General features: G+C 47.1%; 11 protein-coding genes. 5 read left to right on the forward strand and 6 right to left on the reverse strand.

What is annotated here, in order from left to right:
• Window positions 1–426 precede the first annotated feature (426 nt).
• The 5 genes from ACLFWI_RS16985 to ACLFWI_RS17005 form a co-directional block, all read right to left on the reverse strand.
• The gene (locus ACLFWI_RS16985; protein WP_446413895.1) at window positions 427–1662 is read right to left on the reverse strand and encodes a glycosyltransferase family 4 protein; all 1236 of its coding nucleotides are present in this window, start codon (window positions 1660–1662) and stop codon (window positions 427–429) included.
• On the reverse strand, window positions 1662–2708 hold the full coding sequence (locus ACLFWI_RS16990; protein WP_446413896.1) for an NAD-dependent epimerase/dehydratase family protein: 1047 nt from the start codon (window positions 2706–2708) through the stop codon (window positions 1662–1664). Before ACLFWI_RS16990 ends, ACLFWI_RS16985 begins: the two co-directional genes overlap by 1 nt.
• Before the next feature lie 257 nt (window positions 2709–2965).
• Complete coding sequence (locus tag ACLFWI_RS16995; RefSeq protein WP_446413897.1) at window positions 2966–4090, reverse strand: Gfo/Idh/MocA family protein; 1125 nt, start codon at window positions 4088–4090, stop codon at window positions 2966–2968.
• Between the two features lie 53 nt (window positions 4091–4143).
• On the reverse strand, window positions 4144–4473 hold the full coding sequence (locus ACLFWI_RS17000) for a hypothetical protein (protein WP_446413898.1): 330 nt from the start codon (window positions 4471–4473) through the stop codon (window positions 4144–4146).
• Between the two features lie 29 nt (window positions 4474–4502).
• On the reverse strand, window positions 4503–5507 hold the full coding sequence (locus tag ACLFWI_RS17005; RefSeq protein WP_446413899.1) for a glycosyltransferase family 2 protein: 1005 nt from the start codon (window positions 5505–5507) through the stop codon (window positions 4503–4505).
• Between the two features lie 199 nt (window positions 5508–5706).
• On the opposite strand from ACLFWI_RS17005, the gene rfbC reads away from it, so the two are divergent.
• The 3 genes from rfbC to ACLFWI_RS17020 are packed head-to-tail and all read left to right on the forward strand — an operon-like array spanning window position 5707 to window position 8167.
• Window positions 5707–6252 carry a dTDP-4-dehydrorhamnose 3,5-epimerase gene (gene rfbC / locus ACLFWI_RS17010; protein ID WP_446413900.1) on the forward strand — a complete coding sequence of 182 codons (546 nt, stop codon included), beginning with the start codon at window positions 5707–5709 and terminating at the stop codon, window positions 6250–6252.
• On the forward strand, window positions 6249–7133 hold the full coding sequence (rfbD, locus tag ACLFWI_RS17015) for a dTDP-4-dehydrorhamnose reductase (RefSeq protein WP_446413901.1): 885 nt from the start codon (window positions 6249–6251) through the stop codon (window positions 7131–7133). The genes rfbC and rfbD overlap by 4 nt, the downstream gene beginning before the upstream one ends.
• Window positions 7133–8167, forward strand: coding sequence for a sulfotransferase domain-containing protein (locus tag ACLFWI_RS17020; RefSeq protein ID WP_446413902.1), 1035 nt, complete (start codon window positions 7133–7135; stop codon window positions 8165–8167). Before rfbD ends, ACLFWI_RS17020 begins: the two co-directional genes overlap by 1 nt.
• 52 nt (window positions 8168–8219) lie before the next feature.
• Here ACLFWI_RS17020 and ACLFWI_RS17025 read toward each other — a convergent pair whose 3' ends face one another.
• Window positions 8220–8447, reverse strand: coding sequence for a hypothetical protein (locus tag ACLFWI_RS17025; RefSeq protein ID WP_446413903.1), 228 nt, complete (start codon window positions 8445–8447; stop codon window positions 8220–8222).
• 15 nt (window positions 8448–8462) lie between these two features.
• Here ACLFWI_RS17025 and ACLFWI_RS17030 point away from each other — a divergent pair, with 15 nt between their 5' ends.
• Together ACLFWI_RS17030 and ACLFWI_RS17035 are read left to right on the forward strand one after the other, a co-directional pair.
• The gene (locus tag ACLFWI_RS17030; RefSeq protein WP_446413904.1) at window positions 8463–9536 is read left to right on the forward strand and encodes a glucose-1-phosphate thymidylyltransferase; all 1074 of its coding nucleotides are present in this window, start codon (window positions 8463–8465) and stop codon (window positions 9534–9536) included.
• Window positions 9537–10495: 959 nt separating this feature from the next.
• A partial coding sequence (locus ACLFWI_RS17035) for an ATP-binding cassette domain-containing protein (RefSeq protein ID WP_446413905.1) occupies window positions 10496–12092 on the forward strand: 1597 nt, incomplete at its 3' end.

A 12092-nucleotide genomic window follows, 5' to 3' on the forward strand; every position in this document is an offset into this window, starting at 1 on the left:
GATCGGGATTTATGGGGTTACCGCCCGCGCCCCAGGATAATAGTTGGGAGAAAACCCCAGTTTCCGTCTCGTGATTGTAGAGACTCCTCCGGTGAAACGTCTAGGGTTTAGGGAATCTGTAGGGGCGGGTTTAGGAACTCAATTCACCTATTCACCACTAACGGAACAACAAAACCCGCCCTCCCCACCGATAAATGAACAACGAAACCCGCCCTCCCCACCGATAAATGAACAACGAAACCTGTCCGGGTTCAGGATAAGACAACCCAACCCAATTTGGTAAAGGGCGACCCGATAAAATTGAGAGGATGGGTGTTGTTGATTTATGCAGCGGGTCGCCCCTACAATAGGTTATATTATTTCGGGTTAAATCTTGTTAATAAAAATGTCCTCACCGATAAAGGAACAACAAAACCCGCCCAACCTTCAAAAAGCCTCTGGACGGATAGATTCAATCTTACCATCAAGGGCAGCAGTCATCACCCGATACAAACGGGCGACTTCATGATTTAGGTTAAATTCTTTTTCAATCTTGGTTCTACCTGCTGCGCCCAATTGAGTACGTAGCTGAGGCTCAGTGAGTAATGTTTTAATTCGGTCAGCCAAGGTGATAGCATCTCCTGGGGGTACAATATAACCACTCACGCCATTGTCAACCAACTCACTCACCCCAGCGATTTGGGTAGTGACGACAGGGACACCCGCTGCCATGGCTTCCATAAGGGAAACGGGGACACCTTCAGCGAAGCTGGGTAGGACAAATACATCAGTTTCCTGCATGTACTCTCTGACTTCAGCTTGAGACTTATAGCCCACAAATTTTACATTATCATTTAATTCTAGCCCTGCTGTCATCTGTTCCAATTCCGCCCGATCCTCACCATCGCCAACAACGGTTAAGAAAATCTCAAGATGGCAGGATTTTAACATAACTAGACTTTCGAGTAAGACAGGTAACCCCTTAGCGGCGGAGAGTCGCCCCACATATAGTAGTCGTTTACCGGGTTGGTTATGGGACACTTGATTAAATAAAGCGGGATCAACCCCGCAGTGGACGATGTGCAGGCGATTCCAGGTGTCGGTAGGGGCAAACAGCATCCCTTGACTGCGACAGAAATGACTGATACAGATAACAAAGAGCGATCGCTTAATTTTCTCATCAATCCGCCAACGGTAGGGTTCAAAAAAGATGTAGGGACCATGCATCGTGAAGCTGAATGTAAAGCCCCCCAGTTCCGCCGCTAGCATGGCGACGGTGCAGCAGGAATCAGCGATGTGGTTGTGTAGGTGTTGAATTTGCTTTGCCAGAATCTGTTGCGCCAGCAGACCGGCTTCGGCAAAGTAGAATAGCTGATAGAGTGTACCTCGCAACCCAGGTTGGTTCGTAGACCATGCCAAGGCTAAGGCTTTCCAATAACGTCCCGGTGAGGTAAATAGGAGAATTAAGTGCGACAACACCAATGTGATCGGATTAGGCGGTAGAATATAGAAGGTTTGTTCCCGTTCAGTCTTTTGTTCTGGACCAACGATATGTTCATCACCAGGGCGACGAACTGAGAAGGTGTAGACCTCTAAACCCTTTTGCCGCAAGCCAGCGACTTCACGTTGAATAAATGTATCCGTTGCTCTAGGATACATTCCCGTTAAATAAGCAATTCGCATCAATTTAACTCCTCAATCACTGGAGGTGTCTGATGCGGCACAGTTCGTAATTCCATTGGGCTACAACTGCGGTCAATGGCGGTATCTAGGGAGTATCTCGGTGTCCAGTTTAACTGGTGTTTGGCACGAGTATTACTATAGCGTAACGGTTTAAACCGAGCCTGGAGTTTGGCGGGGACTAAGATACCTGGGAGTTTGGCTTTTCCGTTGAGAAGATAGCTGTTAATCGCCCAAGCCATGTTGGCAACTAGCTGCATCACCGTCCAGTTTATCGGGATGGTTCGGGGCGGAGAGTCCATGCGTTTCATTAGCTGATGGGCATAAGTTTGCTGGCTAGGTAAATCATCATCCACAATATTAATCGTTTCACCGATGACCTGATCAGACTGGGCAGCCGCGACAATCGCTTCAGCACAATTTTCTACATACGTCAAGGGTATTGTGGCATGATTACCAATCCGAAGCCAGAGGTTGCTGCCAAGTTGAGCGCCGAGATGGGCATTCCAGAGATTATCCCGTCCGTAAACCATACCGGGACGGAGAATGGTAACCTGTCCACCCTGGTTCTGGGCAAAATCGCGGTACAGTTGTTCTTGCATCAACTTCGTCTGAGCATAACCATCTCGCTGGGATGGATTCGATTCAATGGGAGACTCTTCATCAATTATGTCACCGGAATGGATATGTAGGTAGTCGAAAACCGAGAACGTGCTAATCCCAATCAGACGCCGCTGATTCTTCTTCACCATGGCTTCGAGTAAGTTCTCCGTGGTTGATACCGTCCCCTCCAACTGTGTCTGGAAATCCCCAGCCTTCACCGCCGCCAGATGAATAACTGCATCTATCGTGTCTAGAACTTCAACCAGTCCCTGCTTTTGGCGTAAATCGACACCAACTAACTCTAGAGCTGGGTGATTCGACCAAGGCAGAGGGTTTTGGGCGCTGCTAGGTCGCACCACGGCACGGACGTGATGTCCCTGCTGTAGGGCTTGTGCTACAACATATTGTCCCAGAAAACCGGATGCGCCGGTGACAAGTAACTTCATAGGTTGCTGTTGGTTCGTTCCGTTCGTAGTAGGGGCTTTAGCCTTACCTAGTTCGTAGTCAGGGCTTTAGCCTTAATTTTCCACTGGAATTTTCACTAGCTTAATCCAATTCAAGAATAACCTTAGGCAAACCCCTGTCCTTAAACCAGGGCGGGTTTAGTCACATCTGTTGTGCAATCGAAAAGGTAGTCGTGAAACCCGCCCCTACACAATCTCCCACTCTCCCCCTTAAAACTTACCTGCTGATGCATCGCCGTTTACTTTGCCCAAGGCATCGGCGCCATCGGTGCAAAGGAGGATGAAATCTTATAAGCAGAACCTGTATCTAGAGCATTATGAATCGCCAGGACAATTTCATTCACATGCAGCGAAAATCGAGCCGATAGGCGACAGGGACGTTTTTCCCTGACAGCAGCAGCGAGTTCAGCCACACCGCGAAAAAAGTCCATTTGCTGGGAACCCCGATAGCGATATCGAGTGGCTTTCCCGACAAGGGGATATTTTCGCTTCCAAGGGCTGATGAACATTTTCCGCCTGATGCTGATTCGCCGTTTAATATAAACGGGAGACCGATAATACCAACAATCCTTGGTACACAGTATTCCTTCATCCCCGACTATCTCCAAGGTGTGGTCATGAGGGGCAACAATACCACAGGTTAACCGAGCAACCACCCCTGAGGCAAATTTGATACAAGCCACCGAAAAGTCGGGTGCTTCCACCGCTAAGGGAACATCTGTTTCTTTATCCGGAATTAAGCAAGATGAGAACGCTGTAACGGTTTGCGCCGGACCAAAAAAGGCGGCTAACCAGGTGACATAATAACCTGCATGTTCTAACGTACAACCAACCTCAAACTCATCTTGATAGGGCCAAGGGATACCCGATTCACTCGACCATTTTTTGTAGGGCATCTTGTGAACCAGTCCATCATCGATTTCCGCATACACTAATCGTACCCGTCCGATCGCCTTTTCTCGCAGGGCTTTCCAAATTGTTTGGGCGGTTTCTCCCAGGAGGTTACAGGGTGCGGAGGAGATATACAAACCTCGTTTCTCGGCTAAGTCTACCAGTTCCTCGGCTTGCGACAATTCCATTGCCAGAGGCTTTTCTGAATAGACATGCTTCCCCGCCTCTAAACAAGCTTTCGATACGGCGAAGTGGCTGCTGGGGTTGGTGAGATTAACCACCAACTCAACATTACTATCCTCAATTAGTTCATCGAGGGTAGGATAAGTCGGCACGGAATGGTAAGCTGAAAATCGGGAAGCCCGATCTTGATCCCGATCCATCACCCCCACCAGTTCCAATTCAGGATGACCGGGAAGGGTTTTCATATAATAATCGGCGACAAAGCCACATCCCACAATCGCGATTCGCATTAATGATCTCCTCAATGCCTAAAGCCGGGTTAGCAACCACAAGAACTCATAAATCAATTGTAGGGGCGGACGCGATCGCAGCAGCAAGAGGAGGCGATTGAAATCGCTGCTACACAAACATAGGCGAAGCCTTCCCGAAGGGTAGTCCGCCTGCGCGGACTAGGTTGTAACAGGCGTAGCTCACCCAGATTGAGTTCAGGTGTTTGTGATAACAAATAGGACACCAATTGACACAGCCAAGATGTTTCATGAATGTAACCATCTAACCATCCGTGCCTTGTCTCATACTGAATCTGTGTAATCAGTGCGACTAAAATCCCCAACCCACCCCAATCATTCCCATAAATCTGTGTAATCAGTGTTACGGTACCCCACCCAATCATTCCGACAAATCCATGTAATCTTCAGTTAACTAGGCTGCTGTTTTATATTCAATCAATGTTGCTTGCTGACCCCGCCATCGTGTCAACCAGTATTTGATTTGTCCGATAACCTGGGGAAATTTAAACATGACACAGAAAATAGCATACAACCAAGCGTGGGAAGGTCGATCATCAAAGTAGCTACGGCGATATCGATAGATGCGCCATACTAAAATAAGATACCCCAGAAATAGAAGTAGAGTCAGCCCCGATGTGAACCAGGCAAGTCCCAACGCTAGCAGAGGGATAAACAGTCCCCATATCCAACCACTGAGACTTTCTCGGATCATATACCGTTCTGGGGGTTTACCGTGCATCGCTGCACCTTCTGCAACTGCCCAACCGCCTCGGATAGAGCGCTTCCACCATTGGCTAAACTTGAGCATTGCCGCATCATGATAGGTCATATCGGCATCAATACGACGAATTTTCCAACCCCTTTGACGCAGGCGAATACACATTTCTGGTTCTTCTCCGCCAATTAGAGTTTCGTTGTAGCCGTTTACTTCTCGAATGGCGCTAACGCGGATTAAAGCATCCCCGCCACAGGCTTTAGCTTCACCTACGGGGGTGTTCCATTCCATATCAGCGAGGCGGTTATAGATTGAAGCATCAGGGAATCGTTCCCGCCGTCGTCCACAGGCGATCGCTAATTTAGGATCATTATCCAGGGTTTCGGTGGCTTTTTCAATCCAGCCAGGAATGAGTTCGCAGTCGCCGTCGATAAACTGGACGTATTTGATATCTGGGAACTGTTCGATGAGGTATCTGAATCCCGTGTTGCGTCCCCGCGCCATGGTGAAGGGGCGTGACATATCCAGGTTGATCACTTGCACACCCAGGGATTCCGCCGCTTCCACGCTGCCATCGGTGGAACCGGAGTCTACGTATATAATTGGTGTATCCTGGGGAAGGAGTGCGATCGCGTACTTTAGACAGCGAATCAGTCGTTCCCCTTCATTTCTGCCAATGGTGACTACCCCAATGCGGGTCATACTTCTTAACTTCAGTAGCTTTTCAATTGACTAAGATAACTTCTATTCTAGAGGTATAATTTGTCCTTTTGTGTTCCTTAGGCGTTCAAGAAACGTTTCTGTGTAAGGGCAAAATGATATCATCTTCCCCCCCAATAACGGCATCGGAACGAATCCTTATTCTTGAACTGTTCATGGAATTACAGGGAAAATAACCCCAATGAAAATTATTCCGACTAAAATTCCCGAAGTCTTGATTATTGAACCCCGCGTCTTTAGCGATGAGCGTGGTTTTTTCCTAGAAAGCTACAATCACCAAGCTTTTGCCGAAACAGCAAATATCACGGCTGAGTTTGTCATGGATGGTCATTCCCGTTCTGGGCAGAACGTCCTACGAGGACTACACTATCAGATCCAGCAACCTCAGGGAAAGCTCGTGCGCGTGGTTGTTGGCGAAATACTGGATGTAGCCGTCGATATCCGCAAAAGTTCTCCGACATTCGGACAATGGGTAAGCTGTCTCTTGAGTGCTGAAAATAAGCGCCAGCTTTGGATACCCGAAGGATTTGCCCATGGGTTCTACGTGGTGTCACAGGTAGCCGAGGTATTGTATAAAACCACGGATTACTACGCTCCACAACACGAAAGAACCCTACTCTGGAATGATCCCGACTTGGCAATTGACTGGCAACTCACCACTGAGCCAATATTATCGGCAAAAGACCAAGCTGGTCAACCTTTAAAAACAGCAGATGTTTACCCATGACACGAATCTTACTCATCGGTATGGCTGGACAACTGGGGAGTGAACTCCAACACACCCTAACCTCATGGGGAGAGGTGATTGGTGTTGACCGCCAGGGGTTGGATTTGACGCAACCGGATCAAATTCGTCAGGTTATTCGGGACATTAAGCCTAACTTTATTGTAAATGCTGCCGCCTACACCGCCGTAGACAAAGCCGAAAGCGAAGCTGAACTGGCAAATACGATTAATGGGACAGCTCCCGCAATTATGGCAGAAACCGCCCAAGAGCTGGGAGCCAGTTTAATTCACATTTCTACCGATTATGTCTTTGATGGGCGAAAAAATACACCCTATACTGAAACGGATACACCCAATCCCTTAAACGCCTACGGGAAATCAAAGCTTTTAGGAGAAACAGGAGTACAACAGGCGTGCGATCGCGCTGTTATTATTAGAACAGCTTGGGTGTATGGGGTTCACGGGAAAGGTAACTTCGTTAAGACCATGTTAAGAGTCGGGACTCAACGGGAGGAACTGCGAGTGGTTGTGGATCAGGTGGGGGCGCCAACCTGGACAGGGGACTTAGCCAGTGCGATCGCGCAGTTAATTCTCCACCTCAACTCGGAGTCTGTTACAGGTATCTATCACTATACCAATAGTGGTGCCATTAGTTGGTATGATTTTGCTGTAGCTATATTTGAGGAAGCTCGACAACTAGGCTTTCCCTTAAACGTGCAGCAAGTTGTGCCGATTAATACCTCAGAATATCCCATACCCACCCCCCGTCCCGCCTATACCGTACTCTCTAGCAAGAAAATATCCGCCGTTTTAGGTACTCATCCCCCCCATTGGCGCACAGCACTGCGGCAAATGCTCAAACAACTCCATGCTCACCGATAATGTCTGATCAGTTTAATCCAACCCGTCGTGGCAATACAACCCAGTTGACAAAGGATGACTCAGCCTTTAACTATGTTCTCATTACCGGTCCTGGGCGTTCGGGTACAACGTGGCTAGGTCAGATGATGAACACCTACGAACATTGTGTGTATAAATACGAACCCTTTGGTCGCTCAAAAGGTTACAAAGATTGGCGGAGTGATTTAGAGTCAGCCGACGTTGAGGAATTACGTCACCGCTTTGCTTCTGTGTGTTCTAATTTTGACCATGACGTTGATTTACCCCCATTTCCCGCCAAAAGCTTTCGCTGGCAAAATCCCCAACTTTTACATCTGCTGCATAGTTTGGGTACTCGTGTAGAAGCCCTAAAGCTTCTCTATCACTGGTATGGTCAAACTAAACTAACTCCACAGACTCCTATCCTAATTAAGGATGTGAATTTCCCCACCCCCCTCTTACCCCGCCTGTGTGAGGTGCTACAACCTAAGTTGATTGGGATGATCCGTAATCCCTTTGGTAGAATTGCGTCTACGCTTAAAGGGAAAGAACTCAATCAGTTTAACCAGCGCTCCCAGTCGGAGAAAATAGAAGGGATGCGGCGGTCAATTGACGCCATTGGGGGGAATTTCTTGTCTGAGTATCGCGATCGCTTGGAAGAAATGTCAGATATGCAGTTAGATGCTGTAATCTGGCGTATCCAAGTTGAACCCTTGGTTGAGTATACTCGCTCTTATGACCAGGGATTAGTCGTCGTCTATGAAGATTTATGCAATGATCCCCAGGGCAAAATTACGGAAATCTTTGACTTCGTGGGTTGGGAACTGGGTCAAACCACTCGTGACTTTATCAAGGAATCAACCGCTGGTGAACGCCAGTTATCTGATAAATCTAAGGCATATTTTAGTGTCTACCGCGATCCCCGCATCAGTATGTCCAAGTGGAAAACCCAGCTTACGCATGAACAACAAGCCGATATCGCTTCTGTGATTCGCGATTCACCCTTGAAAGAGCTTTGGTCAGACCTACCCCTTTGAACATAGACTCTAAGGATATAATTTTAGGTGGAATGGCACTACCGTTCATTCGTCATTCGTTCGTAGTAGGCACTTTAGTGCCATCAGCGCTGAAGCGCTGACTACAAACTTCGCTGTTCGTAGTAGGCACTTTAGTGCCACCAGCGCTGAAGCGCTGACTACAAACTTCGCTGTTCGTAGTAGGCACTTTAGTGCCACCAGCGCTGAAGCGCTGACTACAAACTTCGCTCACTTGGGCTTTAAGTTCCAGAGATTTATGTCCCGGCGATAATCCAGCCAATCTCAACAACTTCTAATGAAAGCACTAATTCTTTCCGGCGGAAAAGGAACGCGCCTACGCCCCCTAACCTATACTGGGGCAAAACAACTCGTACCTGTTGCCAATAAACCGATTTTGTGGTATGGAATTGAAGCCATAGTCGCCGCAGGGATTACCGATATCGGAATTATTATCAGTCCAGAAACCGGAGAAGAAGTGAAGACCAAAACCGGAACAGGCGATCGCTTTGGGGCTAAGATTACGTATATCCTCCAAGAACAACCAGCGGGATTGGCACATGCGGTCAAGATTGCTCAACCGTTTATCGGGGATGCACCGTTTTTAATGTATCTGGGTGATAACCTGGTACAAAGTGACTTGAGCCTATTTATCGAACGCTTTCAACAGCGAAATCTAGATGCCCTCACCCTGCTGTGTTCCGTTCCCAATCCCACCGCCTTTGGCGTGGCAAAGGTGGATGAGGAAGGGCGAGTCTTGCAGTTGGTGGAAAAACCCAAAGTGCCACCCTCAAATCTGGCACTGGTGGGGATTTATCTATTTTCTAACACAGTTCACCAGGCGATCGCGAATATCCAACCCTCGGCTAGAGGGGAACTGGAAATTACCGATGCGATTCAATATCTGATTGACCAACCCAAAAAGGTGGAATCCTTCCAGTTACAAGGTTGGTGGCTGGATACGGGAAAGAAAGATGACCTATTGGAAGCCAATCGGGTTATTTTGGATACCCTCTTGGAAACCGCTGTTCAGGGTGAGGTTGATGAAAATAGTCAGGTGATTGGGCGGGTCAAGATTGGTCAGGGTTCCCAAGTGGTCAACTGTACGATTCGTGGACCAGTGACCATTGGCAGCAATTGTCATCTGGAAAATTGTTTTATTGGTCCTTATAGTAGTGTAGCTGACCAGGTTACGCTGGTTGATACGGACTTAGAACATAGTGTGATTTTACAGGGGGCGAAGGTGATTGGGGTACAGCAGCGGATAGTGGACAGTGTGATTGGACAACGGGCAAAGTTGAGTGTAGCGCCACGGCGTCCCAAGGCGTTGCGCTTTATGATTGGGGATGATTCGCAAATCGAATTGGTTTGACCCGTTAGTCGCCTAACCCGCCCTGACTGAGGTTCCAAGCATGTTTCTTAGGGATTTCCGACAAAGGCGATGGTTCCATCAGGTAAGTAGGACTTACGCACAGCCTCTATCTGTAGGGTGCGTTAGCCTAGCGTAACGCACCTTTGCCCTCATAAGTGGTGTTGCTGGGTAATTCCTGGTACGAAAAAACACCTGTGGTGAACCTGGAGGGGCGACCTGAGTTTTCACCGGAAGTCTAGAACCCTGAGTCGGGGCGGGTTTAGTCACATCTGGGTGGAACCGAAAAGATAGTTGTAGAGACGTTGCATGCAACGTCCCTACAACTCACGTTGCACCACATACCGTGACAAGTAGGGGCGACCCGCTTGCACCAATTAACAACTCCAGCTACTTAATGGGTTCGGGTCGCCCTCTTCTCAACCCTCTGTGATAAAAAGTGTTTCTTAAGAGTTAAGGGTTAACAGTTGAGCTATCTATACTCTAAAATTAGGAGAGTGCGGGATAAACTACCTACCCAACCCAATTGTAAGTGAATTTAGCTATAGCCTTTTATTAGAAAACCAACACTGTGATCATAACCCAACCCACTTTCTGCATTCTATGTGTATTGCCGCTCAAAGAAAATACCGTTTATCAAAAAAGGTCATCCGTAGGGGCGCATAGGCTTCATTGGTGTCAACTTAAGCTCAACCCCCTCACCCCCAGCCCCTCTCCCACCAGGGGAGAGGGGAGCAATAAGGAAGCGGGATGGAAGTCATCTTCCAAGTGTGTTTTGGAAGCGTCTTTATTGGAGGGTTCCCCTTCTCCCATGAAGGGAGAAAGGGTTAGGGGATGAGGGTGAAAAGATTGCCAGTCGAGCTTTTGGCGCTTAAATTGACACGCATGACAGACGTGCGCCCTTTCACCTAGCTGGCGGTTCAGGTAAATAGACTCTAAAACTAAAACAAACACTTATCCAGATGATTGAGTACCTTTCCAAAGTTTTATACGTTTTGACGGGAAGCCGGAAAAGTCTTATATTCCTCTTATTTGTATTTATCTTCACCTCAATCCTAGAAGCCTTTGGTATTGGCTTAGTCGGTCCTTTCATCAGCCTAGCGTCCAACCCAGAATCGATTCAGAGTATCACTGTACTCGACTGGGCTTATCGAAAGTCAGGATTGCAATCCCCCCAGCAATTTATCCCCATCGTCGGATTTATAATTATTGCAGTTTTTTGTATTCAAGCACTGCTCTATTTTCTGACTCAAACCTATATATATCGATACACCCATAAGCAAAAATCAATCTTAATATCTCGGTTACTCAAGGCATATTTAAAAGCACCTTATACATTTCACTTAAATCAAAACACAGCCAGTATTATTAGGAATATTATTACCGAGACAAACATGTTTACAAATGGTTGTTTGCTCGCGTTACTCATATTTGTAACCAATGGGATTGTGATTGGGGTTTTAACAGGATTAATGGCATATAGCAATTCCCTGCTCTTGGTCATGGTTTTGGTTGTTTTAGTCCCCACATTTTTGTTATTTAGTAAATTTGGGCATAGATTTAAGCGATGGGGCAGAATCCAATCGCAAACTCAAAAAGAAATGATTAGTACGATTAACCACGGTCTAGGTGGATTAAAAGAAACACGGGTGATTGGGTGTGAATCCTATTTTGAAAATCAAATAGACCAACAGGCTCAGAAATATGCTAGAGCCGCTACTTTATCACAAGCGGCAAATATATTACCAAACATTTTTATTAAGACGAGTTTGATTGTATTTGTTGTTCTCTTTGTCTCTCTATTTCACATGTTCTTCACGGAAAGTGGACAAGATTTGACCGCTGTGATGGGTGTTTTTGCGGTGGCGTCAGTACGCTTAATCCCAGCATCAAGCCAATTTGTTCAGTCCATGGCAAAAATGCGAACCTCTAGCTATGCGCTGAATATGCTCTACTTAGATCTCAAGGAAATAGAGAAACAGAGAATTCATAATCGTCTTGAAAGCCTGCCAGATGCAAGGGTCAATGGATCAGCTCATGGGACAAATAAAGGAAATCAAACGCTTAGTTTTGCGAATCAAATTGAGCTGATTAATGTGACCTATCGTTACCCGGAAGCTTCCGAACTATCGCTTGACCAGATTTCGTTTAAGATTAAGAAAGGGGAATCCATTGCCCTAATTGGCAAATCGGGAGCGGGAAAGACGACATTAGTGGATGTGATACTAGGGCTGTTGGAGCTAGAGAGTGGAGATATTAAAGTCGATGGTGTATCCATCTATGATAATCTGCGCTCTTGGCAAAATCTAGTTGGGTATATTCCCCAGTCTATTTTTCTGACCGATGATACGATAGAACGGAATATTGCCTTTGGCGTACCTGATGCTCAAATTGATGAGGAACGATTGTATAAGGCTATAGCAGCCGCGCAGCTTGAGGAATTGATTGAGCAGTTACCCGATGGGATAAAGACGGGGGTAGGTGAACGCGGGGTACGTTTATCGGGGGGACAACGCCAACGGATTGGTATTGCTAGGGCGATTTATCATGAACGGGAAA

It is taken from the genome of Coleofasciculus sp., assembly GCF_046539235.1.
Lineage (GTDB): Bacteria > Cyanobacteriota > Cyanobacteriia > Cyanobacteriales > Coleofasciculaceae > Coleofasciculus.